Here is a 25821-nt window from a genome sequence, read left to right on the forward strand (position 1 = left end):
CTCAGCGTCCGACGGCAACCTCGTTGGGCAAGGGATAAGCGCCCTTGGTGCCGCGCCAGTGCGCGGCGGCAAAGCCCAGCACGACAAGCGCAAAGGCCTGATGGGTCAGGGCCATATGCAGGGGCAACTGCATCAACAGCGTACCGATACCGATCGAAGCCTGGACCAGCACCAGAACAAACAACAGTGTCGCGCGTCGCGCATGCGTTGAGCCGGGCAGCCGCCGATGCGTGACGATCATGTACCAGAGCGCGACGGCGAAGACCGTATAGGCACCCAGCCGGTGAATGAACTGCACGGTTTTCGGGTTCTCGAAGAAGTTGCGCCACGCCGGCTCGAGGATGAGCAGATCGCCTGGAATGATCCTGCCGTCCATCAGCGGCCAGGTGTTGTAGCTCATGCCGGCGTCGAGACCGGCGACCAGGCCGCCGAGATAAATCTGGATCAGCGCCAGAAGCACGATGAAGCCGGCCAGACGCTGCGTCGAGCGATCGGCCGCGGGCTCGGAATGCGGCGCCAGTCCTCGCGCAACGACCATGGTCGCGGTGAAGATCAGTGCCGCCAGCGTGAGATGCGTCGCCAGCCTGTACTGGCTCACCGACACCCGGTCGACAAGGCCGGAGGCCACCATCCACCAGCCGATGGCTCCCTGCAGCCCGCCGAGAAACAGAATGCCGACCAGTTTCGGCCCAAGGCCGCGCTCGATACGGCGCGCCGCCCAGAAGACCAGCAGCGGCAGGGCGAAGACCAGGCCGACGCTGCGCGCCAGCAGGCGATGTGCCCATTCCCACCAGAAGATCGACTTGAACGCTTCGACGCTCATGCCCTTGTTGAGCTCGGTGTATTGCGGGATCTGCTGATAGCGCTGGAATTCCTCCTGCCACTCGGCGTCGTTGAGCGGCGGGATGACGCCATGGATCGGCTGCCATTCGGTGATCGACAGGCCGGATTCAGTCAACCGCGTGGCGCCGCCAACCAGCACCAGCGCGAACAGCACCAGGAGCACGACGTACAGCCAGCCGCGTACGAGTGCCCGGTTATAGAGGTCGCGGTCGCGGGCCTGATAGGGCGCGGCGGCAGTGATGGCGGCCATGGATATATCCCGGCAGGTTGAATGTCGCGGATTGGTGAACCATCGCACTCCTGCTGGCAAGACCGCACAGCGCGGCACGCCGTCGCGCCCGGTGTCGCGGGTTGCGCGTGCCTCGCGTTCGGCCTAAGCGATAGCCATCAACGAGGCCAAGCCATGCCCATTCGACTGAAAAAACTGATCGGAATGTTCCTGCTGTTGGCGCTGGTCATCATCTACGCACTGGTCGCCTCGATCTTCGCGGTCGCCCGCCTGTCGGAATCGGGCGCGCTGGTGCAATTCCTGTTCTTCCTGCTCAGCGGCCTGCTCTGGGTGCTGCCGGCGATGGGCATCATCAAGTGGCTGATGCTGGAGCCACGGGCCAAGCGCTGAAGCGCCTTGGGATCAAAACTCAATTCCTCCGACGCAGTCGAGTGCGCTCGGGCACAGTCCGTCAGGACGGGTCGAATTCTCTGTCCAGTACCCCCATAACAATGTCGTCCTGCCACGCCCCATTGACGAGTGCGGCTTCGCGCTCGCGTCCCTCCTCCACAAATCCACACTTGCGATAGCAGGCGATAGCACGGGAATTGCTCGACAACACCCGCAGGGCCACGCGGTGCAGACCACGGCCGAAGGCATAGCCGAGGACGAGCTTAATGGCCTCGGCACCATATCCCTTGCCAAGATATGCCAAGTTGTCGATGCCGATGGCCAAGGTTGCCCTCTTGTCCTGCCGGTCTATGTTGTGGAGGCGGACGTGACCGACAAAGCTACCCGCATCGATCACCCAGGCACAATTCTGTTGCTCAATGAAGCGAATGGCCGCTTCGGCGTCGCCCCGGGTAAAGGTTGCGTTTGGGTCGAATGTCCCCCCGTAGGCTTCAACAATCTCGCGATGCCGTCCAAGCGCGAGCCGCGTCTCCACATCTTGGGGTATTGGTCTACGAAGAATGAGACGAGCGCTTCGGAGCTCGGGAAGATCGGCTGTCATTGCAAAAAACTAAGATGCTCGCGCCCACTTGTCGAATGGCTCCCATTCGTAGCGGTCATCCTGCGATAGTCAGTTGATAGATCCCCGCAATTCCAGAAGGAAAACCGCAGCGCAATCTCCTGGAACTGCTTTTAGGTCGTGACAAGCATCTTGCCGGCATTGGCGAGCGGCGGCGTCACGCCCGACAGCATGGTGCGGATGCGGGCCAGGCTCTGGTAGCGGCCATTGACCGAAATATAGCAAGGCCTGCAGGAAGCCGGCATGTTCGGCGCGCGGCACGCCGTGGCGGGTGGTCACGGCGGAGGCATAGCCGGCGTCGCGCGCAAAGCACACTTCGCGGCGCCGGACAGGCGGCCCCCTTTCCATGGACGACGAACACTAGCTGTCAGAAATTGAGAGCCTCGCGGAGCGCTGGGCCTGCCCTGACGCGCAGATCGAGATCAGCCTCGATGTGGTCGATGTGGTGCAACATCAAGCGGCTCACCAGCCCGGAATCGCCGCTTTCCAGCGCGCCGACAATGCCTGTGTGCTCACTGTGGCCGCAGGCCGACACGCCAGACCGTCCGTAAAGTGCGATGACAAGCGACGAGCGCGCAACCAGTTCCTCCATGAAGCGCTGCAGGATGGCATTGCCGGCGACCGAAGCGAGCAGCAGATGGAAATCGCCTGACGCCTTGATTTCGGAACGCCGCGCCGTCGGACCGCGCTCGGCGATGAAGCGGCCCTCCTCGTCGAGTTGTGCCCTGAAGGCGACAATGTCGGCGGCTGTGACCCGTTCGGAGGCGGCGGTTGCAATGCCCGGCTCGATCAGCCGGCGCGACGCGAACACCTGGCGCGCTTCCTCGGGTGATGGATTGGCGACGAAGGCGCCGCGATTGCGCTCGGTGCGCACCAGCCCTTCGAAGGACAGCATCTGCAGCGCCGCGCGAGCGACGGTGCGCGACACGTCGAACAGCGTACCGACCTCGCCTTCCGACAGCTTGGTGCCCGGCGCCAGCCTCCGGTCGACAATGGCGTCGCGCAGATTGTCGCGGATCGCCTGAGCGCGATCCTGGTTGGCGCTATCGGCGGCGGAATAGATCTGATCGGTGACGTTCATGGCGACGATGGTTCCCGCCCTCTTCTAGCGCGACTCGTCGCCTGTTCACGAGAGGCAAAGTGCACACGAAGCCAAAAAAGATTGCATACGATTTTTGCCAAAATTGCGCGCAGTAGCCCACAATTTGTGCAACGCACAAAGCAGCCTCAGAGATAGGCAGCGGGCAAGACTCCGGATCTTTGAGACAATTCAAGTGCTTGGCCGGTCACCTCCGGGTTGGCACGCATGATGCTTTGTTCAGTGCGACCAAACGGGGAAGCCTGAATGTCCAAAGCCGCCGAGATCGACATCGTGTCCGTTTCGAAAATCTATGGAACGACGACCGCCGTCGAGGACATCAGCCTGAAGATACCGGCAGGCACCTATTGCTGCCTGCTCGGCCCCTCCGGCTGCGGCAAGACCTCGACGCTGCGCATGATCGCCGGTCACGAAAGCATCTCGTCTGGCGACGTCCGGCTCGGCAACACTGTTGTCACCGACCTGCCACCGGCAAAGCGCGGCACGGCAATGATGTTCCAATCCTATGCACTGTTCCCGCATCTGGACCTCATCGACAATGTCGCCTTCAGCCTGAAGATGAAGGGCATCGACAAAGAACAGCGCCGCGCCAAGGCGCTCGACATGCTGAAACTGATGCAGATGGAGGCCTATGCGACGCGCCGGCCCGCGCAGCTTTCCGGCGGCCAGCAGCAGCGCGTGGCGCTCGCCCGGGCTTTGATCACCGATCCGGAAGCGCTGCTGCTCGACGAGCCGCTGTCGGCGCTCGACCCGTTCCTGAAGATCCGCATGCGCGCCGAGCTGAAGAAACTGCAGACCTCGCTCGGCATCACCTTCGTCCACGTCACCCACAGCCAGGAGGAGGCCATGGCCTTGGCGGACCTGATCGTGGTGATGAATGACGGCCGCATTGAACAGGCGGCACCTCCGCGCGACGTGTTCGAACGTCCGGCCACGGCCTTCGTCGCGCGCTTCATGGGTGATCACAATGTCATCTCCGGCCGGGTCACCGGCGCACGTGACGGCATGGTCGTCTTCGACGTCATTGGCGGCGGCTCGCTCGCCGCCCGCGGTCACGGCCGAGAGCCGGGCGCGCCGATCGACATCGCCATCCGCACCGATCATGTGCGCATCGGCGACGCGCCCGCGCCCGGCCTCGGCTTCACCGGTATCGTAGCCAACATCGAATATCGCGGCGCCACGGTGAAAATGTCGATCAACGGAGCCGGCATCGACGACTTCACCGTCATCATCGACGATTCCAACTTCTTTGCCCGGCCCGTGGCCATCGGCGACGCCGTTCCGCTTGCCTGGGATTCCGCGGATGCGATCGTCCTCGGCCATCTTCATTCATGAATTCAACAAAGCAAAACAAGACAGGGGAATAGGCATGACAAACACATCGAAAACCAAGACCGGCATTTCGCGCCGCTCGCTGCTCAAGACAGGCGCCGCCGCCGTCGGCCTCGCCGCCGGCTCGGGCGTCATCACAGGCTTTCCGACCATCTGGGCGCAGTCCAATATCACGCTGCGCCAGTTCGGCACCGGCGTGTCGAATCTCAACGCCATCGCCGACAAGTGCAAGGCCGACCTCGGCATCACGCTGGAGATGACCGCGACCGATTCCGACGCCGCCGCCCAGCGCGCCGTGACCCAGCCCGACAGTTACGACATCGCCGACATCGAATATTGGATCTGCAAGAAGGTGTTCCCGAGCGGCGTGCTGCAGCCGATGGACGTCAGCAAGCTGAAATATTACGACGAGTTGGTGCCGCTGTTCAAAACCGGCAAGCTCACACCCGACAGTGTGATTGCCCAAGGTACCGCGCCGCACACCGTTGGTTACGTCGAGGCGCAAGACAGCAAGACCTTCGCCAAGGCACCGACCAACTGGTTCACCATGGTGCCGACCATCTACAACGCCGACACGCTTGGCATCCGCCCCGACCTCGTCGGTCGCGACATCACCACCTGGGCCGACATCATGGACCCGGCCTTCAAGGGCAAGACCGCGATCCTCAACATCCCGTCCATCGGCATCATGGACGCGGCGATGATCATGGAAGCTACCGGCAACATCAAATATGCCGACAAGGGTAACATGACCAAGGACGAGATCGACAAGACGATCGATTTCCTGATCAAGGCCAAGCAAGCCGGCCAGTTCCGTGCCTTCTGGAAATCCTTCGACGAGAGCGTCAACCTGATGGCATCGGGCGAGGTCGTCATCCAGTCGATGTGGTCGCCGGCCGTCGCCGCCGTGCGCTCCAAGGGCATCGCCTGCCGCTTCCAGCCGCTCAAGGAAGGCTATCGCTCATGGGGCGGCGGCCTTGGCCTCGCCGCCCATCTCAAGGGGGCTGAGCTCGATGCGGCCTATGAATACATCAACTGGTACACGTCGGGCTGGGTCGGCGGATACCTCAACCGCCAGGGCTACTACTCGGCCAACATGGTCTCGGCCAAGAAGTTCATGTCCGACGACGAGTGGGGCTACTGGATCGAGGGCAAGCCGGCCAAGGGCGAGATCAAGGCGCCGGACGGCACAGTCATGGAGAAAGCCGGCGCCGTGCGCGACGGCGGCTCCTTCGAAGAGCGCATGGGCAAGGTCGCCTGCTGGAACTCGGTCATGGACGAGGACCGCTACATGGTGAAGCGCTGGAACGAGTTCATCGCGGCGTAAGCGAACAACAAGCGCCCTCCTCTACCCCTTCTCCCCTTTGCGGGAGAAGGGGTAAGCGGCCCAGGCCGAGCCACCAAAAACCGAGACATTGATGACAGTCGCGCTCGAACGCCCCGCAATCGCCGCCGCGAAACCAGCTCGACGCCGCTTCTCCATCGGCGTCGTGACGCCCTATCTCCAGTCGGCACCTCTGGCGCTGATCCTTGGCGCGTTCCTGCTCCTGCCCATCATCATGATCGTCGTCGTATCCTTCTGGGACTACGACTTCGCCGCCATGTATCCGGACTTCCTGACCACGAACTATTCCGACGTGCTGGGCTCGTGGGTCACATGGAAGACTTATCTCAACACCATCAAATTCGCTGTTGTCGTCTGGGCGCTGACCTTGTTCATCGGCTTCTGGGTTGCCTATTTCCTCGCCTTCCACATCCGCACCACGGCCATGCAGATGGTGCTGTTCCTGGTCTGCACCGTGCCGTTCCTGACCTCCAACATCATCCGCATGATCTCGTGGATCCCGGTGCTCGGCCGCAACGGGCTGATCAACTCGACCTTGGTGCATCTGGGCCTGGTGCCGAAACCCATCGAATGGCTGCTGTACTCGGAATTCGCGGTCGTGCTCGCCATGGTTCATCTCTACACGCTGTTCATGGTGACGCCGATCTTCAACACGCTGATGCGCATCGACCGATCGCTGGTCGAGGCCGCGCGCGATGCCGGCGCTTCGGGCTGGCAGGTGCTGTGGAACGTTATTATCCCGCTGGCCAAACCCGGCATGGCGATCGGCACCATCTTCGTCGTCACGCTGGTAATGGCCGATTTCTCCACCGTGCAGGTGATGTCAGGCGGCCAGAGCGCATCCGTCGCGCTCATGATGAAGAACCAGATGTCGCTGCTGCAATATCCGGCCGCCGCCGCCAACGCCGTGGTGCTGCTGGTGCTGGTGCTATTGATGGTCGCCGGCATCCTGCGCATCGTCGACATCCGCAGGGAACTGTGACGTGAGCCACGAAAAACGTACCCTTGAATTCTACGCGCTGGCGGTGTTCTTCGCGCTGTTCGTGCTGTTCCTCTATGGCCCGCTGTCGGCGATCCTGATCCTCTCCTTCCAGGGCGAGACCGGCGGCCTCACCTTCCCCCTCAACGGCGTGTCGCTGCACTGGTTCGCCAATCTGTTCGAGCGCCAGGCGGTCGGCGATTTCGGCGGCAGCTTCAAGCGCTCGCTGGTTCTCGGCCTCATGGTGATGATCGTCACCGTCGTCGTCTCGCTGCTGGCGGGGCTGGCCTTCCGCCAGAAATTTCGCGGCGCCACCGCTTTGTTCTACCTGGCGGTCGCCAGCCTTGTGGTACCCTCGATCATCATTTCGCTGGGCATCGGCGTCGTCTTTCAGCAGGTCGGCTTCCGACCAGCCTGGTATACGTCAGCCTTCGGCGCGCATTTAACCTGGACCTTGCCGTTCGGCGTGCTCATCATGTTCGCCGTCTTCAATCGCTTCTCGCCTGCCTATGAGGAAGCCGCCCGCGACCTTGGCGCCTCATCCTGGCAGACCTTCGCCCATGTCGTGCTGCCGATGATCGCGCCAAGCCTGATCGGCGTCGGCCTGTTCGGCTTCACGCTGTCCTATGATGAGTTCGCCCGCACACTGATGACCTCGGGAACCTTCAACACACTGCCGCTCGAGATCTACGGCATGACCACCAATGTCACCACGCCGGTGCTCTACGCGCTGGGCACGGTGACCACCGTGTTTTCCTTCCTCGTGATCGTGGCGACACTAGGCGCCATCATCTATGTCGGCCGCCGCCGGACCAGGGCGTGATCGTGCAGATCCTGGTGGTAAATCCCAACACGACGGCGAGCATGACCGAGACGATCGCGGCGGCCGCGCGCAATGTCGCCGGTGTCTGGACCGAAATCGTCGCCGTTACCTCGTCCATGGGACCGGCCTCGATCGAGGGTTATTATGACGAGGCACTGGCCGTGCCCGGCCTGCTGATGGAAATCGCCGCTGGCGAACGTGCCGGGGCGCAGGCCGCGATCATCGCCTGCTTCGACGATACCGGCCTTGATGCCGCAAGGGCCATGGCGGCCATTCCCGTCATCGGCATCTGCGAGGCAGCACTCAGCATGGCCTGCTTCATTGCCCAGCGTTTCACTGTCGTAACCACCACCGAACGCTCGCGTGTGCCGGTGGAGGGGCTGGTGCAACGCTACGGCATGTCGGGCCGGGCACGCGTGCGTGCCGCCGATATTCCGGTGCTGGCACTTGAAGACCCGGCATCAGGAGCGGTTGGCAAGCTCCGCGACGAGATCGCCCGGGCCGTGGAGGAGGATCGCGCCGAGGCCATCGTGCTTGGCTGCGCCGGCATGGCGGATCTTGCCCATAGGTTGCAGAGCGAGTTCGGTCTGCCTGTCGTTGACGGCGTCGGAGCCGCTTTGAAGCAAGCCGAGGCCCTGGTGGCTCTTGGCCTCGCGACATCGAAGCGCGGTGCTTATGCGAACCCACTCGCCAAGCCCTATCGGGGTATGCTGAAATCGTTCTCCCCAGGAGTAGTCGCTGCGGAGTAAGCACCATGAAACCGACCATCCGCACGCTGTCGCGGGGAGAGTTGGCTGATCTAATCGACTGGGCGGCCGCGGAGGGCTGGAACCCTGGCCTTGACGATGCGGCGATGTTCCAGGCGGCGGATCCCAAGGGTTTCATCGGTGCCTTTGCCGGGAGCGAAATGGTCGCCGGGATATCGGCGGTGGCCTATGGGCACGATTTTGGTTTCGTCGGTCTCTACATCTGCCGGCCGGACATGCGCGGCAAGGGCTATGGCAAGGCGGTATGGACCGCGGGCATGAACAGGCTGGCCGGTTGCACCATCGGGCTCGATGGCGTCGAAGAGCGACGCGCCAACTACGAAAGCAAAGGATTCAGGCCGGCTTACGAGACCATTCGTTACAGCGGGCGCCCTGCAGCGTTTACTATCGGCACCAAACGGTCTCGCATGGTGACCACGCAATTGGTGCCCGACATCATGAGATATGACGCACTCTGCTTTCCCGCGTCCCGCCATTCTTTCCTGCAGCGGTGGCTGCAGCCGCCGCATCGCGCGCTGGCGGCGATCACGCCACGGGGAACGGCCGGCTATGCGGTAGCGCGATCCTGCCGCAACGGCTTCAAGATCGGCCCGCTCTTCGCCGACGATATGCGAACCGCACTGGAACTGCTCGAAGACCTGGCGGGCGCCTGCGAAGGAGGCGACCTTCACATCGACGTACCGGCCAGCAAGGTGGACTTCATCGCGGCGCTCGTGGCGGCAGGCTTCTCACCGACCTTCACCACCACGCGCATGTACAAAGGCGCGCCGCCAAGGCTCGACGCCAACAGGATATTCGGCGTGACGACGCTGGAACTGGGATAGGCCAGGTGCCTTTGAGTGGCAGCTCTTTCAGGCCGCTGAACGCCGTCCCGGCACCGGATTGCCTGGCGGCTCGTGCCCGAGCGGCGTCACCAGCGTCAGGTCGGGATAGCCGCTCTCGATCAGCTTGACCGCGGCTTGCGTCACCTCGTCGTCGGGCTCCAGCATGGACAGGAACACCTCGGTGGCCTCGCCGCCCAGACGGCCGATGCCTTGCGCATCGGCCGGCCCGCATTCGACCACCACCAGGTCATAGGCTGTCGTCAGCGACTGCATGATGATCGGCAGCCGGTCAGCGGCGCGCATGGCACGGACCGGATCGGCGGTACCGACGGGAATGACATGGCAGTCTGAATAGAGGTCGGCATGGATCACGTCGCTGAACTGCGCCTGCGACGCCAGCAGATTGGTGATGCCGGGGAAAAGCCCGCTGTCCAGCATCGGCCGCGAGGCAGCCCCCGAGGCCGTGAGGTCGAGCAGCAGGACACGCAGGCCGGCGTCGGAAACCTCGCGCGCCACCAGGATCGCCGACGCCGCCGCCTCGTCGCCCTCGGGAGAAACGAATATGGCGCGCGCGGCCCCGCTGGCGATGAGCTTCTCGGCGGCCTTCTCGACGTCGATCTCGCCGAGCACGGAGCGCGGCCGCCGGACCTCCACGGGCTCGATCTCGGCGGCGGGCCGAGGCTGCGCCGGTGTTTCCGTGACCGTTTCGGGCCATGATGCCTCGACCGCGCGATTGGCGAACTTGTTGGCGACTGGCGGCTGCGAGCGGATGGATGGGTCCTGATAAGCAGCTGGCGGCATCGCCACCTCGTCGATCGGTTCAAGCCGGGCACCCCTTGCCGGGCGCATGGCCCGGCCGAAGAATATCTCCCGCAGCAGCGTGAACACCGCCGCCAGCAGAAGGGAAGCCGCGGCGGCGGCGCCAACGATCGGCCAGACCTTGGGGAAGTAGGGCTCGGAGGGGACCAAAGCCGGCGAGGCGATGCGAGCGTCGACCGGAACATAGTTGCGATCCCGACGCGACGCCGCCTCGCGATAATTGGTCAGGTAAAGTTCGAGCTGCTGGCGCTTGGCGGCGACATCGCGCTGTAGCGCGTCTAGACCGACCTGCTGCTCGCCGGCCTGTGCCGAAGCAGCCTTGAGCGTGTCGACGTCGGCGACGAGCTGGTTTTCGCGGGCCTTGGCGGCATCGGCCTGCATCGCCAGGCCCTTCATGATCTTCTGGGCTTCGCTGCGGATCTGGGCGTCGAGATCGGCCAGTTGTGATTTGGCCGCGCGAATACGCGGATGATTGTCGAGCAGCGTCGTCGACAGATCGGCGATGTTGGCGCGCAATTCGACCTGCCGCCCGCGCAAACGCTGGATCAGGTCGGAAGACAGCACTTCCGGCAGTGAATCCAGCGATCCGCCGCTCTGCAGTGCCTTGCGCACGCTCTCGGCTGTGCCTTCGGCCGAGGCGCGGCTGGCCCGCACTCGCGACAACTCGGTCGACAGCTCGGCCAATTGCTGGGTGGCCAGCGTGGAATTGTTGCCGCCCATCAGGAGGTCCGACTGGGCGCGGTAAGCCGCGACCTTGGCTTCGGCATCCCTGACCTGCTTGGACAGGTCGGCGATCTCGGGTGCCAGGAAGTCCGCGGCGGCGGTGTTCGATTCGCTCTTGGCCGCGCCCTGCCCCGCAATATAAGCGGCGGCAATGGCATCGGGGATGGTGGCGGCAAGCTTCGGATCCTCCGAAGAGAACTCGATGGCAATTATGCCTTTCTTTTCAACGCCGTAGACGTTGAGCTTCTCGCGCATTTTCTTCAGAACACGTTCATCGGCAGGAACATCCATCGGGTCGTTCTTCAACCCGACCAGGACCAGCAGCCGGTTCAATGCCGACATGTCGACCGTCTCGTCGAATTCGTGCAATCGCGACAGGCCGAGTTTCCGGGCGACCTGTTTGAGGATTTCGTTGGACGAAATTATCTGGACCTGGGTGGCAATGCCTTGCTCGTCGAGGATCGGCCTGTCGCTGTCCGGGTTGCTGCTGGCGGGCCGCGTGTAGTCCGATCCGCGCGGGGCGATCTCCACCTGCGTCTGGGCCTTGTAATGCCGGGTCGCGAACGACACGGCCGCGAAGGCAAGTCCCGTTACCACGAGAACGAAGACCAGAATCCGCAGCCAGTTCCGGCCCAGGCTGGCGAAGAGCTGCCTGAGATCAACATCGACGTGTGCGGCCGCGGATTGAACGGACATGCATCCCTACTCCGAAACTGGTCGGATGCACCGTAAATAACTATGGTAACTCAGCCGTTAAGATCACGGTAAGCTTCATTAGGGTTTACCGGCGGGCGACGGCAAAAAATCGATAAAATCGCAAAACCTTGTCTGCCTGATCGCCATTGGCGCGCTCCTTTACCGGCCATTAACCCTAACAGGATGATAACGGACCCGATCCCAGATGTTTGCCGCGACGCCGCAGCGGCCAGTCGAAGGTACCTGTCCGGCCATGCAAAGCACTGCTTCCCTTTTTCGCGCGCTGCTTGCCGTATCGATGATCGCGGGCTGCTCCAGCTACCGGCCGACGCCGGCCGCCTTTCACGAGGTCCTCGACCAGCCCTATCGCCTCGGCGCCGGCGACCGCGTCCGCGTCACCGTGTTCGAGCAGGAGGGCCTGACCAATAGCTACAGCGTCGACCAGTCCGGCTACATCTCCTTCCCGCTCGTCGGCGCCATACCGGCACGTGGCCACACCGCGCAGCAGATGGAAAAGGAGATCGCCGATAAACTGCGGCAGGGCTACCTGCGCGACCCTGACGTCTCGGTGGAGATCGATCGTTACCGGCCGATCTTCGTCATGGGCGAGGTGGGCGCCGCTGGCCAGTATTCCTATGTGCCCGGCCTGACTGTGCAGAAGGCCATCGCCATCGCCGGGGGCTTCACGCCACGCGCCAACCAGGAGAGCGTCGATATCACCCGCGACATCAACGGCAAGGTGATAACGGGCCGCGTGGTCACCTCCGACCCGCTGCTGCCGGGAGATACCGTCTACGTCCGCGAACGCCTGTTCTGAACAGCGTGACGGGCAACTCAGGATCGTCCACCGCTTTCGCTCACCCGTCGGAGGAATTTTCCGGCACGTGCGCGGACTGACGGAAGCGCGGGTCGTCGCCGTGCTGGAGACACTTGCCGCGGCGAGGCCAATGACTTCGCCGCGCCCGAAAGGTGGTTCAGGCTCTTCCAAAGCCACAGGTTGTTTCAAGGGTTTCTTAGCTCTCTTTTGCTAATCCTCTTGGGAAGCTTGCGGACTGTTCCATGAACGAGATCGACCCCGCGCATCGCTTTTCATCAGAAGCGGTGCGTCAATTCGACGGCCCTGCCGATGGCGACAAGCCCGGCGGCATGAACGACGTTGCCCGGCAGGTCGCGTCGCAATACCGGCGCGACACGATGTCGCCGATCATGGTCAGCGGCGTGTTGCGCATGGTCGAATTCGCGGTGCTGCTGGTCTCGGGGCTCTGCGTCTATTTCTACTATGTCGGTTTCTTCAATTACCTCGCTTGGCAATATCCACTGACGATCGCCGCCGCGTCGTTCCTCGCCGTGGTGCTGCTCGACGTCACCGATTGCTACCAGGTGGTGTCCCTGATGCGGCCGATCACCAATTTTGGGCGCATCCTGCTGGTCTGGGCCGGCACCTTCGCCCTGATGGCGTTGACGGCGTTCACCATGAAGATGTCACAAGACTATTCGCGCCTGCTGTTCGGCACGTGGTTCGTCGTTGCCTTCGTCTGCCTTTTCGGTCTCAGGCTGATGATGTCGAAGCTGATCCGGCGCTGGGCGCGCGATGGCAGCATGGAACGGCGCGCCGTCATCGTCGGTGGCGGCAAGGCGGCGGAAGTGCTCATCCGCTCGGTGGAAAAGCAGCCCTACAACGACATCCGCATCTGCGGCATCTTCGATGATCGCAACGACAAGCGTTCGCCAGCCCTCGTCGCCGGCTATCCTAAGCTCGGCACCATTTCGGAACTGATCGAATTCGCCCGCATCGCCCGCATCGACATGTTGATCGTGTCGTTGCCGCTGACCGCCGAATCGCGCGTCCTGCAATTGCTCAAGAAACTTTGGGTGCTGCCGGTCGACATCCGACTGTCGGCGCATTCCAATGCGCTGCAGTTCCGTCCGCGCGCCTATTCCTACATCGGCTCGGTGCCGATGCTCGACATCTTCGACAAGCCGATCAACGACTGGGACTCGGTCGCCAAGCGCGCCTTCGACATCATCTTCAGCGTCATCGGCATCGTCGCGTTCTCGCCTGTGATGCTGGCCACGGCGATCGCCATCAAGCTCGACAGCAAGGGACCGGTGCTGTTCAAGCAGAAGCGGCATGGCTTCAACAACGAGATCATCGAGGTCTACAAGTTCCGCTCCATGTATACCGACCGGTCGGATCCGACCGCCAAGCAGACGGTGACCAAGAACGATCCGCGCGTCACCCGTGTCGGCCGCTTTATCCGCAAGACCTCGATCGACGAGCTGCCGCAGTTCTTCAACTCGCTGCTCGGCTCGCTGTCGCTCATCGGTCCGCGCCCGCACGCCATTGCCGCGCAGTCGCACAACCTGCTCTACAACGAGGTGGTCGATGGCTATTTCGCGCGCCACAAGGTCAAGCCAGGGGTCACCGGCTGGGCGCAGATCAATGGCTGGCGCGGCGAGATGGACACCAACGAGAAGATCCGCATGCGGACAGAATACGACCTCTATTACATCGAGAACTGGTCGCTGCTGTTCGATCTGCGGATCCTGTTCCTGACACCGATCCGCCTGCTCAATACGGAAAACGCCTATTGAGCGCGATCAGCCATGATCTGCCGCGTGCGCTGACCTCCTCGAGCGCGGTCGTGCTCGGCATTCTTCTGTCGGGCTTCGTCATCGGCGAGCCGGCGCCTTGCCAAATCTACATGGGCGGCTGATCGCCATCTGGGCTCTGTTCGGCCTGAGGATTTCGCGTACGGCGGCGGGGTTCCGCATCCTACTGCGCGACCGGCCGGGGTAGCCCTACCTCCTATGCGCCTACGGCGCCTTCATCGGCAATATCGGGCTCGGCACCTTCATCGACATCGACCACTGGCGCCATATGTATCTGCCGCTCGGCCTGATCTCGGGCGCCATCGCCCTGGGATGCCGCCATCAGCGGCTGTTACGACCGGTATTGCCCACCTCATTCAAACCTGCGATCGCGGCAAGATAATTATCGCGGAAATCGGTTGACCCGAGCCGGGTTATCACGATACATCGCGACCGGTCCGGAGTGTAGCGCAGCCCGGTAGCGCACTTGACTGGGGGTCAAGGGGTCGTCGGTTCGAATCCGGCCACTCCGACCATTATTTCCTTGATATCCCTAGTTTCTATTGAAGACTCTGTCTGGAGCCTTTCTCCAAGTAACCGACACCGCTTGGCAGAGCCAAACAATGTCCAATGCCTAAATGGACCTTGTTAGTTGATGTGACTGACCACTCATCATTAACCGCTGCAGCTTTTGACAAAACGCTGGAGATCTTCCTGGTGGACGTTTCATCCGCCTGGCCGCCGGCTGGTCTGAGAGAAATTTCGACCGTTCAATTCCCCGTGTATTCAGCCGATCGCCGGGAACAGCCGAACGCCCTGCACGTTTGTTGTTGAAGTTGCACCTAAAAACGGAGGTGACGACCATGGCTTATCGGGAATATATCCACACGCCATTGACACCGCGCGACATGCGGTGGGGTCTTCGGCAGGGCGCTGTCGCAGGCATAGTCGCAGGCATCGTGTTTGCTGCCTTCGAAATGATCGTCAGCGCGGGGATGATGGGCGCGGGAGCATTTTTTATGCCGCTGCGCATGATCGGTGCCATCGCGCTTGGATCGGGCGCACTCGATCCCAGTTATTCGCTCATGACGGCGGGGGTCAGCGGCGTCGTCGTACATTTGGTACTCGCGATCATCTACGGAATAATCTTCGGTGAAATCGCAGCAGCGTTGCGAGGGCCGGTTGCCTTTATCGGCGCAGGCAGCATCTTCGGCTTCGCCCTCTGGCTGATCAACTTCTATCTAATCGCACCGGCCTTCTTCCCCTGGTTCCTGGAATCCAGTCCGCTGGTGCAGTTCATCGCGCACACCTTCTTCTTCGGTTCAGTGCTCGGCTATTACTTGTGGAAGTCGCACGAGAGAAGCGGGCTGGAGGAGCCGATAGTCTAGTCGTGCCGCCGGCAATTGCTAACGAGGTCGGACGCACAACTGGCATTAAAGCCGACCCTGCGGGGACGGCAAAAGTTTGTCGCGCGCGTTACGAGATCCGCAGGCGGTAATTGAGCGCGACGGCGGTCAGGCCTCGCCATTGCAACCGACGTCTCACTCCGAACCTTGGCACACATCGACCCACTCGGCGCCGGTAAGCTCAACCATGCGCTGCGGCGCAATGCGCACCGCCGCGTTGGTGGCGCCGGCGGCGGGTACCACCTCAGCGAATTCGCGCAGCGAGACGTCGCAATAGACCGGCAGCGGCGCCGGCAGGCCGAACGGGCAGACACCGCCCACCGGATGGCTCGTGGCCGCGACAACCTCTTGTGCGTCCAGCATGCGCGGCTTGCCGCCGAACTGGTCCTTGAACTTGCGATTGTCCAGCCTGGCGATGCCGCTGGTCACGACCAGCATGGTACGCTCGCCGACGCGAAGGCAGATCGTTTTGGCGATCTGCGCCGGCAGGACGCCATGCGCTTCCGCCGCCAGCGTCACCGTCGCCGAACTCGATTGCGTGACAATGACCTCGATATCAGGCGCGTGAGCCGCGAAAAAGGCACCAACGGAGTCCAGGCTCATATCGAAAAACTCACGGTTCAGACCTGAGGCATGGCAGATGTGATCGGCGCGGATTTGGATGCCGCACGTATAAGCACGTGTGACTTGCAAATCGGCAAGCCCGGCCTGCCGGAGAACGCCATGGCGTCAACAAGAAACCCGCCAAGCAGGCCTTGGCGGGTTTCTTGCGCATGCCTGTCGCCGATCTATGCCTGGGGCCGGCCTTGTGCAGCCAGCGTCGGTGCGGCGGAAGCAAGGGAAGCGTCCTGGGGCAAACGAAGCGCGGACGCGATACGACGCAGCTTCGCCGGGTCGGCCGCCCGGCCGCTTTCGATGTCCTCTATCTCGTCGACCGAGAGGCCGCAGGTCAGCGAAAGCGCTTCGAGGCTGTATCCGCGCGTTTCCCGCATTGCCCTGAGGGTGTTGTAATCTGGCCCGATCTCGTTGGCTAATGGTTCGGAGAGGGCGTGGCTTTTTGCATTTTTGGGCATTGGCAACTCCGTTGGCTGAAAGCGTTTGATCAAAATGGGATGTTGCCTGAGACGAGCAGGAAGATGCCCTCTCGCCGGCGATTTGCCAAGCGCTGCCTACCCCTGTCCCGATCAAGTTGTTTTGAACGCCCGAGCGGCTTTTGCCCGGCAGTTTCGCCCCACCCGTTCGTTATCTCGACGTCGCTGGCGTGAAACCATCCCTTTCCAGCCAGTCTTTGCCAAAAGGACACCCCCATGAACCTCAAGACACCCCTCCTCGTGCTCGGCACGATTTCGATGCTTTCCGGCGTCGCAGTGGCCAGCGCGCAGGCCGCGGACACATTGCGCGTGCGCGGCACCGTGGTCAGCCTCGAGCCGTCGCTGCTGACCGTGAAAACTCGTCAGGGCGATACTTCCGCCATCAAACTGAAAGACGGCTGGAAGCTTTCAGGCGTCGCAAGCGCATCGGTAAAAGACATCAAGCAGGGCGATTTCCTCGGCATCGCCTCTGTCTCCAAGGCTGACGGCGGCAGCGGCGCGCTCGAAGTGGTGGTCTTTCCCGCAGCCTTGAAAGGCACTGGCGAGGGTGACCGCCCCTGGGACCTGGAGCCGAACAGCCGCATGACCAACGGAACCGTCGCCGACGTCACCGACATAAACGGGCGGGCCGTGACGCTAACCTACGACAATGGGCGGACGAAGAAGATCTCCATACCCGACGGCACGCCTGTCGTGACCTTCGCGCCGGCCGCGCAGAGCGATCTCAAGCCAAGCGCGACCGTCTTCGTTACCGCGCAGCGCGAGGCTGACGGCACGCTCAGCGCAAGCCGCGTCGTGGTGGGCAACAATGGTGTGATCCCGCCGATGTAGGCCAAAACAGCCGGCTTTCGGCCCTGGCGATTATCGAGCAGGAAGCCGGTTTCCTCGGAAACAGTTCAGAAAAAAGATTCTACAATCGGGAAATACCGAGGAAAAAATTCAGGAGCCTAATTCCATTCGCGGCGGTCGGGATATCGGCCCGATTGATCCCTGCCTGCGAAAAAGGAAACGATCCAATGAAGAAGTCCCTCCTCTCGGCCCTCGGGCTTGCAGCAGCAATCGCTTTCGCGGTGCCGGTGGTCGGCGCGACGAGCGCGGACGCGGCCCCGATGGTAAAGCATCATCACCATCGTCACCACTACCATCATCGTTACCATCACCGCTATCACCATCATCATCACCACATGAAGAAGATGGGCAACAAGGCCTAAGCAGACCGCCAACGCGAAGACCGGCCTTGGTTTCTTGTTCAAGGCTGGTCTTCTCCTGGTCAGCACTGCCAAGCCCCGGACGACCGGTACTGTCGCCGGATAGCAGCGCCAGTCCAGCTAGCGACAACAAGGGAATGGCGGCCGTGGATAGGCGGGTTCCCCTTGTGCCGGGGTAGCAGTCAGCGCCGGCTGAACAGCAGGCTGGCGGCCAGGCCGAGCACGACAAGGCCGACCGCGACGGCGGCCGCCGGATGGTCGCGTGCCGATTTCTCGATCACCCTGCCCTGTTTGCGGATTGCCGGCATGGCATCGCGCAGGCGCTCCGCAAAATCCGAATATGTATCAAGAGCAGCATCACGGCCGTCTTCATAATAAGCGCCACCCCGCTTTGACACTGCCCTGCGCAACGCCGCGAGTTCCCTCGAGAGAGCCGCGACCTGCTTTTCGAGGTCGATGTCCGAGAGGGTCGAATATGATGATGCCATCATGCGTTTCCTTGTCTTGCAGAAGGAAACGTAACGCCTCACCCGACCGCCGGTTCCGGTTTTCGAGGCATCGAAGGAACTGGGTGCCGCCGCGGTCAGCGCACCTGGTCAAGCAGGCGCTTGCATTCCAGGAGGTCGAACAACGCCTCCTGCAGCAGCGCGCGATTGTCACGCGAGAGTTTCGACGCGTCCGGCGCAACCGGACCTTCCTCGTCGCTCTTGCCCAGGCCGAAAAAGCGGCGGCTGGGCTTGACCCTTGGCTGGCCAACCAGTTCGTCATCTCCGCCGCGCGGCTGGGATGCCGGCGTCAGCGGCACCTGGTCGGCCTGCTTGCGTTGCGAAATCGCCTCGACGGCGGCCATGTCGCCATTGCCGATGGCGACCAGGAAATGATTGCCGTTTTCGCGCAGCAGCTTCTGCACGCCCTTGATGGTGTAGCCCTGGTCATAGAGCATATGGCGGATGCCCTTGATCAGTTCGACATCCTGCGGCCGGTAATAGCGACGGCCGCCGCCGCGCTTCATCGGCTTGATCTGGTTGAAGCGCGTCTCCCAGAAACGCAGCACATGCTGCGGCAGGTCGAGATCTTCCGCGACCTCGCTGATGGTGCGGAAGGCGTCAGGGCTCTTGTCCATGGGCGAAATCCTCACGCTGGAGCGTGGCCCGGAACGGTCTTCAGACGAGATCACGCTCAACGAAGAAGAGCTTGTTCCGCCAGCGCGGAATCGATCATACGCCAGAACACCAATCCGGCCATGCTGCCGAATCGGGCCTTATTTCAGCGGTTTGTGAAGCAATATTCAAGCCCGCTGTCATCGGCGGGTCGGTTTTTCAACCGTGCAATGGAGGCTATTTACCGCCCTTGGCCTTGCTGTTCTGGTGAGAACGCAAAATGCGGTTCTTCAACACGTTGGACGATTTGAAGGTCATCACCCGGCGCGGCAGGATCGGTACTTCCTCGCCGGTCTTCGGATTGCGCCCGATGCGCTCATTCTTGGAGCGGACATGAAACGTCGCGAAGGACGACAGCTTCACCGTCTCGCCGCGCACGATCGCTTCACATATTTCGTCCAGTACCGCCTCGACGAGTTCGGCGGATTCAGTGCGCGACAAACCGACCTTCCGGTAGACGGCCTCGGCCAGGTCGGCGCGCGTAAGTGTTTTTCCCCCCATGCGACCGTCCCATCAGTTCAAGCGTAAAATCGGCACAACAGCGGCAGAGCCTAAGTAATTGATCCGGCAAGGTCAAGGACCGAAACCGGACCGTTCTCCACTTACCAGCGAACCAGAACGGCGCCCCAGGTGAAGCCGCCGCCCATCGCCTCCAGGAGCACCAGGTCACCCTTCTTGATGCGGCCGTCGGCGACGGCCACCGACAACGCCAGCGGTACGGAAGCAGCCGAGGTGTTACCGTGCAAATCGACGGTGACCACCACCTTTTGCTCGGCTATCCCAAGCTTTTTTGCTGAAGCGTCAATAATCCGTTTATTGGCTTGGTGGGGCACGAACCAGTCAAGATCGTCGGCGGTGATACCAGCGGCCGAGAAGGTCGTCTCAATCACATCGGTGATCATGCCGACCGCGTGCTTGAAGACCTCGCGGCCTTCCATGCGCAGATGGCCGACCGTTCCAGTCGTCGACGGCCCGCCGTCGACGAAAAGCTTCTCCTTGTGCGCGCCGTCGGAACGCAGGCTGGCCGCCAGGACCCCCCGGTCGGCGATCGTGCCGGCCCCCTCGCCCGCCTCCAGAACGACCGCACCGGCGCCGTCGCCAAACAGCACACAGGTCGAGCGATCGCTCCAGTCGAGGATGCGCGAAAAGGTTTCCGAGCCGATCACCAGCACGCGCTTTGCCAAGCCGCCGCGGATATAGAGGTCGGCTGTCGTCACCGCATAGACGAAGCCTGAGCATACCGCCTGCATGTCGAAGGCAAAACCGTGCTGCATGCCGAGCCGGTTCTGGATATCGACGGCGGTGGCGGGGAACGTGTTGTTCGGCGTCGAGGTCGCCAGCACGATCAGATCGATATCGGCCGGGGTCAATCCGGCATCGGCAAGCGCGGCGCGCGCCGCGGCCTCGCCCAGGGAAGCCGTCGTCTCGTCGTCAGCCGCGATATGGCGCTGGCGGATGCCGGTGCGCTGGGCGATCCACTCGTCGGACGTCTCGACCATGCCTTCAAAATCGGCATTCTTCATGATGCGGCGGGGCAGCGCGGCGCCCGTGCCGCGCACAACTGATCTGATCAAAATTCTTTCCTATTCCTTTGCGTCGGTAACGACGTCGGATTTCCTAGATGTCAGGGCATGCGGGTTGCGCGCATGAAACAGATCGAGGTCGGCCTCGATGCGGTCGAGCAGATTGTTGCGCACCATGTCGTAGCCGAGTTCGATCGCCGCGGCGAAACCGTCCGAATCGGCGCCGCCATGGCTCTTGACGACGATGCCGTTCAGCCCCAGGAACACGCCGCCATTCGAGCGGCCGACATCCATCTTTTCGCGCAGGCGGTCGAAGGCGCCCTTGGCGAAGACATAGCCGATCTTGGCCATCAGGGTGCGGCTCATCGCGGCGCGCAGATAGCCACCTATCTGGCGCGCGGTGCCTTCCGCCGTCTTCAGCGCGATGTTGCCGGCGAAGCCTTCCGTCACCACGACGTCGACCGTGCCCTTGCCAATATCATCGCCTTCGACAAAGCCATGGTAGTTCATCGAGGCCATGTTGGCTTCGCGCAACATGCGCCCCGCTTCCTTGACCTCTTCCTGGCCCTTGATCTCTTCCACGCCGACATTGAGCAGCCCGACCGTGGGCCTGGCGACGCCGAATACGGAACGCGCCATGCCGGTGCCGAGAATGGCAAAATCGATGAGCTGGTGCGCATCGGCGCCAATGGTGGCGCCCACGTCCAGAACCACGCTCTCGCCACGCAATGTCGGCCACAATGCCGCAATCGCCGGACGTTCGATGGTGGCCATGGTGCGCAGGCAGAATTTCGACATCGCCATCAGCGCGCCGGTGTTGCCGGCGGAGATGCATGCATCCGCGGCGCCCGACTTGACGGCCTCGACCGCTTTCCACATCGACGATTTCCAGCGGCCATGGCGCAGCGCCTGGCTCGGTTTGTCGTCCATCCTGACCGCTATCTCGCAGTGGAAGAACTCGCTGACCTCGGCCAATTTGGGAAACTTGGCGAGTTCCGGGCGCACCAGTTCCTCACGTCCATAGATGACGAAGCGGATGTCGGGACGGCGGGTCGCGACCGTCATGAGCGCTGGAATGACCACGGTTGGTCCGTGATCGCCGCCCATGGCATCGATGGAAATCCTGATCACGCGGTATTCATCTCACGGTTAGGCGGCAAGTCGTTTTAGCGGTCGCAAAGGTTCGGCGAAAATAGCGGTTTTGGGCTGCCGCACAACCGACTTTTCCGTCGCGGGCGAGGTTTTCAGGATTTTCCCAGCAAGGATCGCAGTTTTTGCTGAAATTCATTCTCGGCCGATCCGATGTCGTCACCGGCACCAAGCGAGGCGCCGGGCTTGCGCGGATAGGGGTCGATCGCCAATCCGAAGAACTGTTCGGCAAGCGCCCCGACATCGATGGTGTCGCCTGAAAATGTCTCGGGACTGTCGGGCCCGTCGGCGTCGAGCAGAATCTCGCCGGCGCTTTCGAATCCCTGCCGTCCGAGCTTGGAGTCCTCAGGCAAGAGCAGTGCCTCGACCGGCTCGTCGATATGCGCCTGGACGGGGTCGAGCGTGACGATGCAGGCCTGGGTGATGTCTGCCTCGACACGGCCGCTGACCTTAACACCATTGCGCTTCCACGACGTAACGAGCAGTTCGGCGCGATAGGCTTCGACCGACAGCAGCCCGTGCGCCTCGGCGAGTGCGGCGCGCTGTGCGGGGTCGGCCCCGATCACCACGGGCAGCCCCTTTTGCGGCAGCCGGGCGACATTGGCGAAAAAGGATACCGGACTCTGCATATCCGCGTGTTTCATCGATTAGCCTCCGTTGGCCCCTGGAAATGCCACAGTGCCGCCCACGATCGATTCGGTCGGTTGCGCACTCAGCTGCCGGCTGGCGTCGGCGACATACCCGGCCAAACGCGACGCTTCCGGCCAAGCGCCGGCGTCGGGACGGACATTACGGGTAAGTGCCGCGGTCAGACTATCATGATCGTTTCGTTCCAGCGCATCATCATAAGCGGCGGTGCGGCCATAGAACATCTTCGCCAGTTTCTTCATGCGTTTTGGCACGCCGACGTCGCCAATGCCCAGTTCCCGCAGCGAATGATCGACGTCGAGGAAGAACTCGTCGATCAGCACCTGCGCGATCTCCTGCGCCACGCCCTCCTCGCCGCGCAAGCGGTGCTGGACCAGGAACATGTGCAGCGAAAGCATCTCGAAACGGCCAAGCGGCGTGTCAGGCACATTCCAGTGGGAATAAAAAACTGTCTGCCGCGCCGCCGCCACGATTTGTGCGTAGAGCGCGTCGGTGATGGTGCGGTTGGCGTGGCGTTCGCGGCCAAAAAGGCGCTGGAACATGGGGATGGTCTCCGGGGACCGTTTGTTGAATTGGCCTTGTTGCATCGGCAAGCAAGCTGGTTTACCGGTTTTGCGGCCCAGCGCAAGTTGCGGCGATGGAATGGAGAATTGTTGTTGCGCGCGCTGAATTTCAAGTCGACTTTCACTTCCAGGCCTGCCGGTGCGATCTCGCTGCTGGCTATCGTAGCGGCGCTGTCTGCATGCCACACCAATAAGATGATCGGCGACCTCAGTCCGAGCGAGACGTTCACGCAAGGCTACGTCCTCGATCAGCAGGCGATCGATTCTGTGCCGGTCGGTTCCAGCCGCGAGCAGGTGCTTCTGGCGCTCGGCACGCCGTCGACCACGGCTACTTTCGACAATGAGGCGTTTTACTATATCTCGCAGACGCGCAAGCGCTACGTCGCCTTCGACAAGCCGAGGCTAGTCGACCAGAAGGTGCTGGCGGTCTATTTCGGCCCGGACAGCCGCGTCACCCAGATCGCCAAATACGGCTTGAAGGACGGCAAGATTTTCGACTTCATTTCGCGCACCACGCCGACCGGCGGCAAGGACCAGAACTTCCTCAGCCAGATCATCAACGGCGCCAGCAAGCTGGCGCCCAGCATTCCCGGCGGCACCCCCTGATCCTTAGATACCTGCTTCCCTAGATCCTGCTTCCCTGACTTTTGGGGAACAGAAATGTCTCAGGCGACCGAAAACCCGTGGGAGCGATCCCACGGGTTTTTGTTTGGCAGCCGGCGAGACACGGACGTCGGTGACGGCCGAAAATCCCGTTCCTGGTCGAAGCGACCCATCAAATGAAAAATCCGCGGGATCTCTCCCGCGGATTTTCAGATTCAATCGTTGCCGTTCAGCCGTGCGCGAGCACGGCCAGCAGCAAGAGTGCCACGATGTTGGTGATCTTGATCGCCGGGTTGACCGCAGGGCCGGCGGTGTCCTTGTAGGGATCGCCGACCGTATCGCCGGTCACCGAAGCCTTGTGCGCCTCGGAACCCTTGAGGTGCTTGACGCCGTTCTTGTCGATGAAACCGTCCTCGAACGACTTCTTGGCGTTGTCCCAGGCGCCACCGCCCGAAGTCATCGAGATCGCGACGAACAGGCCATTGACTATGACGCCAAGGAGCGAGGCGCCGAGCGCGGCGAAGGCGGACGCCTTCGAGCCCGAGATCAGCAGCACGCCGAAATAGACGACGAGCGGCGCCAGCACCGGCAGCAGCGACGGGATGATCATCTCCCGGATCGCCGCCTTGGTCAGGAGATCGACCGCACGCGCGTAGTTCGGCTTCGAGGTGCCGGCCATGATGCCCGGATCCTCGCGGAACTGCTTGCGCACTTCCTCGACGATGGCGCCGGCCGCGCGGCCAACCGCCGTCATGGCGATACCGCCGAACAGGTAGGGAATGAGGCCGCCGAAGATCAGGCCGGCGACGACGTAAGGGTTGGAGAGATCGAAGGAGATTTCGCCCATGCCCTGGAAGTAGGGATATTTGTCGCCATTGGCGGCAAAGAACTTCAGGTCGTTCGAGTAGGCCGCGAACAGCACCAGCGCGCCGAGGCCAGCCGAACCGATGGCGTAGCCCTTGGTCACCGCCTTGGTGGTGTTGCCGACCGCGTCGAGCGCGTCGGTGGAGTGACGCACTTCCTTGGGCAGGCCGGCCATCTCGGCAATGCCGCCGGCGTTGTCGGTGACCGGGCCGAAGGCGTCGAGTGCCACGATCATGCCGGCGAGGCCGAGCATGGTGGTGACGGCGATCGCCGTGCCGAACAAGCCGCCGAGCTGGTAGGTGGCGATGATGCCGCCGACGATGACGATTGCCGGAAGCGCCGTCGATTCCAGCGACACTGCCAGCCCCTGGATGACGTTGGTGCCGTGGCCGGTCACCGATGCCTGGGCGATCGAGTTGACCGGGCGCTTGTTGGTGCCGGTGTAGTATTCGGTGATCACCACGATCAACCCGGTCACCACAAGGCCGATGAGGCCGCAGATGAACAGGTTCTTGCCGGTGATGGTCATGCCGGCAACGGTGCCGACCTCGCCCCAGCCGAGCGTGGCCGAGGTGGCGACGCCGAGGCCAACGACCGAAAGCAGGCCGGTCACGATCAGGCCCTTGTACAGCGCGCCCATGATCGAGCCGTTGGAGCCGAGCTTGACGAAGAAGGTGCCGACGATCGAGGTCAGGATGCAGGCGCCGCAGATGGCGAGCGGATACAGCATCGCCGCACCGAGGACAGCGGTGCCGCCAAAGAAGATGGCGGCGAGAACCATGGTGGCGACGACCGTCACCGCATAGGTCTCGAACAGGTCGGCGGCCATGCCGGCGCAGTCGCCGACATTGTCGCCGACATTGTCGGCGATGGTGGCCGGGTTGCGCGGATCATCCTCCGGAATACCGGCTTCGACCTTGCCGACCAGATCGCCGCCGACATCGGCGCCCTTGGTGAAAATGCCGCCGCCGAGACGGGCGAAGATCGAGATCAGCGAAGCGCCGAAGCCGAGCGAGACCAGCGAGTCGATGACGATGCGGTCATTGGGCTGGAGGCCGAGGAAATAGGTGAGGATGAGGTAGTAGATCGAAACGCCAAGCAGGGCCAGGCCCGCAACCAGCATGCCGGTGATGGCGCCCGACTTGAAGGCGATATCGAGACCGGCGGCAAGGCTGTTGGAAGCCGCCTGCGCGGTACGCACATTGGCCCGCACCGAAACATGCATGCCGATGAAGCCGGCGGCGCCCGACAGAACGGCACCGATCAGGAAGCCGATGGCGGCGGTGATCGACAGCAGCCACCAGGCGAGCAGGAGCACGACCACGCCGACGATGGCGATGGTGGTGTACTGGCGTGCCAGATAGGCTTGCGCGCCTTCGCGAATGGCGGCGGAAATTTCCTGCATGCGTGCGTTGCCCTGATCGGCCGCAAGGACCGAACGTGTCGCCCATATGGCGTAAAGGACAGAAAGCAAGCCGCAGGCGATGACGGCGGAAATTATGGTCATTGCCGGGTTTTCCTCGATT

29 protein-coding genes, 1 tRNA gene and 2 pseudogenes are annotated in these 25821 nt (G+C 62.4%); 17 read left to right on the forward strand and 15 right to left on the reverse strand.

The genetic code is table 11. The features are described 5' to 3' along the window. Window position 1 precedes the first annotated feature (1 nt). Window positions 2-1093, reverse strand: coding sequence for a COX15/CtaA family protein (locus tag O7A70_RS13195; RefSeq protein ID WP_337140709.1), 1092 nt, complete (start codon window positions 1091-1093; stop codon window positions 2-4). 153 nt (window positions 1094-1246) lie between these two features. Between O7A70_RS13195 and O7A70_RS13200 the strand changes: the two genes are divergently transcribed. Continuing rightward, entirely contained in the window at window positions 1247-1462 is a 216-nt protein-coding gene (locus O7A70_RS13200; RefSeq protein ID WP_027143610.1) for a DUF2842 domain-containing protein, read from the forward strand. Between the two features lie 61 nt (window positions 1463-1523). On the opposite strand, the gene O7A70_RS13205 is transcribed toward O7A70_RS13200, so the two are convergent. The 3 genes from O7A70_RS13205 to O7A70_RS13215 form a co-directional block, all read right to left on the reverse strand. Then, the gene (locus O7A70_RS13205) at window positions 1524-2063 is read right to left on the reverse strand and encodes a GNAT family N-acetyltransferase (RefSeq protein WP_337140710.1); all 540 of its coding nucleotides are present in this window, start codon (window positions 2061-2063) and stop codon (window positions 1524-1526) included. A 131-nt stretch (window positions 2064-2194) separates the two neighbouring features. Beyond that, window positions 2195-2326, reverse strand: coding sequence for a hypothetical protein (locus O7A70_RS13210; protein ID WP_337140711.1), 132 nt, complete (start codon window positions 2324-2326; stop codon window positions 2195-2197). Window positions 2327-2448: 122 nt separating this feature from the next. After that, the gene (locus tag O7A70_RS13215) at window positions 2449-3162 is read right to left on the reverse strand and encodes a GntR family transcriptional regulator (protein WP_337140712.1); all 714 of its coding nucleotides are present in this window, start codon (window positions 3160-3162) and stop codon (window positions 2449-2451) included. Between the two features lie 264 nt (window positions 3163-3426). On the opposite strand from O7A70_RS13215, the gene O7A70_RS13220 reads away from it, so the two are divergent. The 6 genes from O7A70_RS13220 to O7A70_RS13245 all read left to right on the forward strand — a co-directional run bounded on the left by O7A70_RS13220 (window position 3427) and on the right by O7A70_RS13245 (window position 9250). Continuing rightward, on the forward strand, window positions 3427-4515 hold the full coding sequence (locus O7A70_RS13220) for an ABC transporter ATP-binding protein (protein WP_337140713.1): 1089 nt from the start codon (window positions 3427-3429) through the stop codon (window positions 4513-4515). A 34-nt stretch (window positions 4516-4549) separates the two neighbouring features. After that, window positions 4550-5839, forward strand: a complete 1290-nt coding sequence (locus O7A70_RS13225) for an ABC transporter substrate-binding protein (RefSeq protein WP_337140714.1) — start codon at window positions 4550-4552, stop codon at window positions 5837-5839. Window positions 5840-5930: 91 nt separating this feature from the next. Then, window positions 5931-6839: an ABC transporter permease gene (locus O7A70_RS13230; protein WP_337140715.1), complete on the forward strand. Its 909-nt coding sequence runs from the start codon at window positions 5931-5933 to the stop codon at window positions 6837-6839. Window position 6840: 1 nt separating this feature from the next. Next, window positions 6841-7659, forward strand: a complete 819-nt coding sequence (locus O7A70_RS13235; protein ID WP_337140716.1) for an ABC transporter permease — start codon at window positions 6841-6843, stop codon at window positions 7657-7659. 2 nt (window positions 7660-7661) lie between these two features. Continuing rightward, window positions 7662-8408 (forward strand): aspartate/glutamate racemase family protein, encoded by a 747-nt coding sequence (locus O7A70_RS13240; protein WP_337140879.1) that lies wholly within the window; start codon window positions 7662-7664, stop codon window positions 8406-8408. A 5-nt stretch (window positions 8409-8413) separates the two neighbouring features. Then, the gene (locus tag O7A70_RS13245) at window positions 8414-9250 is read left to right on the forward strand and encodes a GNAT family N-acetyltransferase (protein ID WP_337140718.1); all 837 of its coding nucleotides are present in this window, start codon (window positions 8414-8416) and stop codon (window positions 9248-9250) included. A gap of 27 nt (window positions 9251-9277) precedes the next feature. On the opposite strand, the gene O7A70_RS13250 is transcribed toward O7A70_RS13245, so the two are convergent. Then, window positions 9278-11488 carry a GumC family protein gene (locus tag O7A70_RS13250; RefSeq protein ID WP_337140719.1) on the reverse strand — a complete coding sequence of 737 codons (2211 nt, stop codon included), beginning with the start codon at window positions 11486-11488 and terminating at the stop codon, window positions 9278-9280. Window positions 11489-11741: 253 nt separating this feature from the next. Between O7A70_RS13250 and O7A70_RS13255 the strand changes: the two genes are divergently transcribed. The 7 genes and pseudogenes from O7A70_RS13255 (at window position 11742) to O7A70_RS13285 (ending at window position 15468) form a co-directional block, all read left to right on the forward strand. Continuing rightward, window positions 11742-12305 (forward strand): polysaccharide biosynthesis/export family protein, encoded by a 564-nt coding sequence (locus O7A70_RS13255; RefSeq protein WP_337140720.1) that lies wholly within the window; start codon window positions 11742-11744, stop codon window positions 12303-12305. Continuing rightward, window positions 12274-12405 (forward strand): annotated as a pseudogene (locus O7A70_RS13260) (glycosyltransferase family 1 protein); the annotation flags it as partial. The gene O7A70_RS13255 and the pseudogene O7A70_RS13260, both read left to right, overlap by 32 nt. A 142-nt stretch (window positions 12406-12547) precedes the next feature. Continuing rightward, on the forward strand, window positions 12548-14083 hold the full coding sequence (locus O7A70_RS13265; protein WP_027143600.1) for an undecaprenyl-phosphate glucose phosphotransferase: 1536 nt from the start codon (window positions 12548-12550) through the stop codon (window positions 14081-14083). Further along, on the forward strand, window positions 14080-14205 hold the full coding sequence (locus O7A70_RS13270; protein ID WP_337140721.1) for a hypothetical protein: 126 nt from the start codon (window positions 14080-14082) through the stop codon (window positions 14203-14205). Before O7A70_RS13265 ends, O7A70_RS13270 begins: the two co-directional genes overlap by 4 nt. A 41-nt stretch (window positions 14206-14246) precedes the next feature. After that, window positions 14247-14483, forward strand: a pseudogene (locus tag O7A70_RS13275) (hypothetical protein); the annotation flags it as partial. Window positions 14484-14539: 56 nt separating this feature from the next. Beyond that, window positions 14540-14616 (forward strand) — tRNA-Pro (locus O7A70_RS13280). A gap of 327 nt (window positions 14617-14943) precedes the next feature. After that, window positions 14944-15468: a hypothetical protein gene (locus O7A70_RS13285; protein ID WP_337140722.1), complete on the forward strand. Its 525-nt coding sequence runs from the start codon at window positions 14944-14946 to the stop codon at window positions 15466-15468. A 153-nt stretch (window positions 15469-15621) separates the two neighbouring features. Here the strand turns inward: O7A70_RS13285 and O7A70_RS13290 are convergent, their stop codons facing one another. Both O7A70_RS13290 and O7A70_RS13295 read right to left on the reverse strand, forming a co-directional pair. Further along, window positions 15622-16089, reverse strand: coding sequence for a YbaK/EbsC family protein (locus tag O7A70_RS13290; RefSeq protein ID WP_337140723.1), 468 nt, complete (start codon window positions 16087-16089; stop codon window positions 15622-15624). 185 nt (window positions 16090-16274) lie between these two features. Next, entirely contained in the window at window positions 16275-16559 is a 285-nt protein-coding gene (locus O7A70_RS13295) for a helix-turn-helix domain-containing protein (protein ID WP_140506483.1), read from the reverse strand. Between the two features lie 234 nt (window positions 16560-16793). Between O7A70_RS13295 and O7A70_RS13300 the strand changes: the two genes are divergently transcribed. Further along, complete coding sequence (locus tag O7A70_RS13300; protein WP_337140724.1) at window positions 16794-17408, forward strand: hypothetical protein; 615 nt, start codon at window positions 16794-16796, stop codon at window positions 17406-17408. A 185-nt stretch (window positions 17409-17593) separates the two neighbouring features. Then, window positions 17594-17788 (forward strand): hypothetical protein, encoded by a 195-nt coding sequence (locus tag O7A70_RS13305; RefSeq protein WP_337140725.1) that lies wholly within the window; start codon window positions 17594-17596, stop codon window positions 17786-17788. Window positions 17789-17967: 179 nt separating this feature from the next. Here the strand turns inward: O7A70_RS13305 and O7A70_RS13310 are convergent, their stop codons facing one another. From O7A70_RS13310 to O7A70_RS13340, 7 genes are all read right to left on the reverse strand, one after another. Then, entirely contained in the window at window positions 17968-18273 is a 306-nt protein-coding gene (locus O7A70_RS13310) for a hypothetical protein (RefSeq protein ID WP_337140726.1), read from the reverse strand. Window positions 18274-18368: 95 nt separating this feature from the next. After that, window positions 18369-18908: a MerR family transcriptional regulator gene (locus tag O7A70_RS13315; RefSeq protein WP_027143593.1), complete on the reverse strand. Its 540-nt coding sequence runs from the start codon at window positions 18906-18908 to the stop codon at window positions 18369-18371. 214 nt (window positions 18909-19122) lie between these two features. Beyond that, complete coding sequence (locus O7A70_RS13320; RefSeq protein ID WP_010915609.1) at window positions 19123-19446, reverse strand: integration host factor subunit alpha; 324 nt, start codon at window positions 19444-19446, stop codon at window positions 19123-19125. A gap of 101 nt (window positions 19447-19547) precedes the next feature. Further along, the gene (locus O7A70_RS13325) at window positions 19548-20519 is read right to left on the reverse strand and encodes a beta-ketoacyl-ACP synthase III (protein ID WP_337140727.1); all 972 of its coding nucleotides are present in this window, start codon (window positions 20517-20519) and stop codon (window positions 19548-19550) included. 9 nt (window positions 20520-20528) lie between these two features. Further along, on the reverse strand, window positions 20529-21599 hold the full coding sequence (gene plsX, locus O7A70_RS13330) for a phosphate acyltransferase PlsX (RefSeq protein WP_027143591.1): 1071 nt from the start codon (window positions 21597-21599) through the stop codon (window positions 20529-20531). 113 nt (window positions 21600-21712) lie between these two features. Then, the gene (locus O7A70_RS13335; protein ID WP_337140728.1) at window positions 21713-22261 is read right to left on the reverse strand and encodes a YceD family protein; all 549 of its coding nucleotides are present in this window, start codon (window positions 22259-22261) and stop codon (window positions 21713-21715) included. A 3-nt stretch (window positions 22262-22264) separates the two neighbouring features. Next, window positions 22265-22807: a ubiquinol-cytochrome C chaperone family protein gene (locus O7A70_RS13340; protein WP_337140729.1), complete on the reverse strand. Its 543-nt coding sequence runs from the start codon at window positions 22805-22807 to the stop codon at window positions 22265-22267. 114 nt (window positions 22808-22921) lie between these two features. On the opposite strand from O7A70_RS13340, the gene O7A70_RS13345 reads away from it, so the two are divergent. Then, entirely contained in the window at window positions 22922-23434 is a 513-nt protein-coding gene (locus O7A70_RS13345; RefSeq protein ID WP_027143588.1) for an outer membrane protein assembly factor BamE, read from the forward strand. 226 nt (window positions 23435-23660) lie between these two features. On the opposite strand, the gene O7A70_RS13350 is transcribed toward O7A70_RS13345, so the two are convergent. Beyond that, the gene (locus O7A70_RS13350) at window positions 23661-25802 is read right to left on the reverse strand and encodes a sodium-translocating pyrophosphatase (protein ID WP_337140730.1); all 2142 of its coding nucleotides are present in this window, start codon (window positions 25800-25802) and stop codon (window positions 23661-23663) included. Between the last annotated feature and the right edge of the window lie 19 nt (window positions 25803-25821).

Source organism: Mesorhizobium sp. Cs1299R1N1 (assembly GCF_037179655.1).
Classification (GTDB): domain Bacteria; phylum Pseudomonadota; class Alphaproteobacteria; order Rhizobiales; family Rhizobiaceae; genus Mesorhizobium; species Mesorhizobium salmacidum.

What these genes read in the sequence shown, in the direction of transcription:
- O7A70_RS13335 (WP_337140728.1), bottom strand. Translation starts at nt 22,261, where the DNA reads ATGAAACACGCGGATATGCAGAGTCCGGTATCCTTTTTCGCCAATGTC.
- O7A70_RS13255 (WP_337140720.1), top strand. Translation starts at nt 11,742, where the DNA reads ATGCAAAGCACTGCTTCCCTTTTTCGCGCGCTGCTTGCCGTATCGATG.
- O7A70_RS13205 (WP_337140710.1), bottom strand. Translation starts at nt 2,063, where the DNA reads ATGACAGCCGATCTTCCCGAGCTCCGAAGCGCTCGTCTCATTCTTCGT.
- O7A70_RS13195 (WP_337140709.1), bottom strand. Translation starts at nt 1,093, where the DNA reads ATGGCCGCCATCACTGCCGCCGCGCCCTATCAGGCCCGCGACCGCGAC.
- O7A70_RS13250 (WP_337140719.1), bottom strand. Translation starts at nt 11,488, where the DNA reads ATGTCCGTTCAATCCGCGGCCGCACACGTCGATGTTGATCTCAGGCAG.
- O7A70_RS13305 (WP_337140725.1), top strand. Translation starts at nt 17,594, where the DNA reads ATGAAGAAGTCCCTCCTCTCGGCCCTCGGGCTTGCAGCAGCAATCGCT.
- O7A70_RS13295 (WP_140506483.1), bottom strand. Translation starts at nt 16,559, where the DNA reads ATGCCCAAAAATGCAAAAAGCCACGCCCTCTCCGAACCATTAGCCAAC.
- O7A70_RS13340 (WP_337140729.1), bottom strand. Translation starts at nt 22,807, where the DNA reads ATGTTCCAGCGCCTTTTTGGCCGCGAACGCCACGCCAACCGCACCATC.
- O7A70_RS13210 (WP_337140711.1), bottom strand. Translation starts at nt 2,326, where the DNA reads ATGCCGGCTTCCTGCAGGCCTTGCTATATTTCGGTCAATGGCCGCTAC.
- O7A70_RS13245 (WP_337140718.1), top strand. Translation starts at nt 8,414, where the DNA reads ATGAAACCGACCATCCGCACGCTGTCGCGGGGAGAGTTGGCTGATCTA.
- O7A70_RS13265 (WP_027143600.1), top strand. Translation starts at nt 12,548, where the DNA reads ATGAACGAGATCGACCCCGCGCATCGCTTTTCATCAGAAGCGGTGCGT.
- O7A70_RS13215 (WP_337140712.1), bottom strand. Translation starts at nt 3,162, where the DNA reads ATGAACGTCACCGATCAGATCTATTCCGCCGCCGATAGCGCCAACCAG.
- O7A70_RS13200 (WP_027143610.1), top strand. Translation starts at nt 1,247, where the DNA reads ATGCCCATTCGACTGAAAAAACTGATCGGAATGTTCCTGCTGTTGGCG.
- O7A70_RS13350 (WP_337140730.1), bottom strand. Translation starts at nt 25,802, where the DNA reads ATGACCATAATTTCCGCCGTCATCGCCTGCGGCTTGCTTTCTGTCCTT.
- O7A70_RS13320 (WP_010915609.1), bottom strand. Translation starts at nt 19,446, where the DNA reads ATGGGGGGAAAAACACTTACGCGCGCCGACCTGGCCGAGGCCGTCTAC.
- O7A70_RS13285 (WP_337140722.1), top strand. Translation starts at nt 14,944, where the DNA reads ATGGCTTATCGGGAATATATCCACACGCCATTGACACCGCGCGACATG.
- O7A70_RS13230 (WP_337140715.1), top strand. Translation starts at nt 5,931, where the DNA reads ATGACAGTCGCGCTCGAACGCCCCGCAATCGCCGCCGCGAAACCAGCT.
- O7A70_RS13300 (WP_337140724.1), top strand. Translation starts at nt 16,794, where the DNA reads ATGAACCTCAAGACACCCCTCCTCGTGCTCGGCACGATTTCGATGCTT.
- O7A70_RS13225 (WP_337140714.1), top strand. Translation starts at nt 4,550, where the DNA reads ATGACAAACACATCGAAAACCAAGACCGGCATTTCGCGCCGCTCGCTG.
- O7A70_RS13290 (WP_337140723.1), bottom strand. Translation starts at nt 16,089, where the DNA reads ATGAGCCTGGACTCCGTTGGTGCCTTTTTCGCGGCTCACGCGCCTGAT.
- O7A70_RS13310 (WP_337140726.1), bottom strand. Translation starts at nt 18,273, where the DNA reads ATGGCATCATCATATTCGACCCTCTCGGACATCGACCTCGAAAAGCAG.
- O7A70_RS13220 (WP_337140713.1), top strand. Translation starts at nt 3,427, where the DNA reads ATGTCCAAAGCCGCCGAGATCGACATCGTGTCCGTTTCGAAAATCTAT.
- O7A70_RS13315 (WP_027143593.1), bottom strand. Translation starts at nt 18,908, where the DNA reads ATGGACAAGAGCCCTGACGCCTTCCGCACCATCAGCGAGGTCGCGGAA.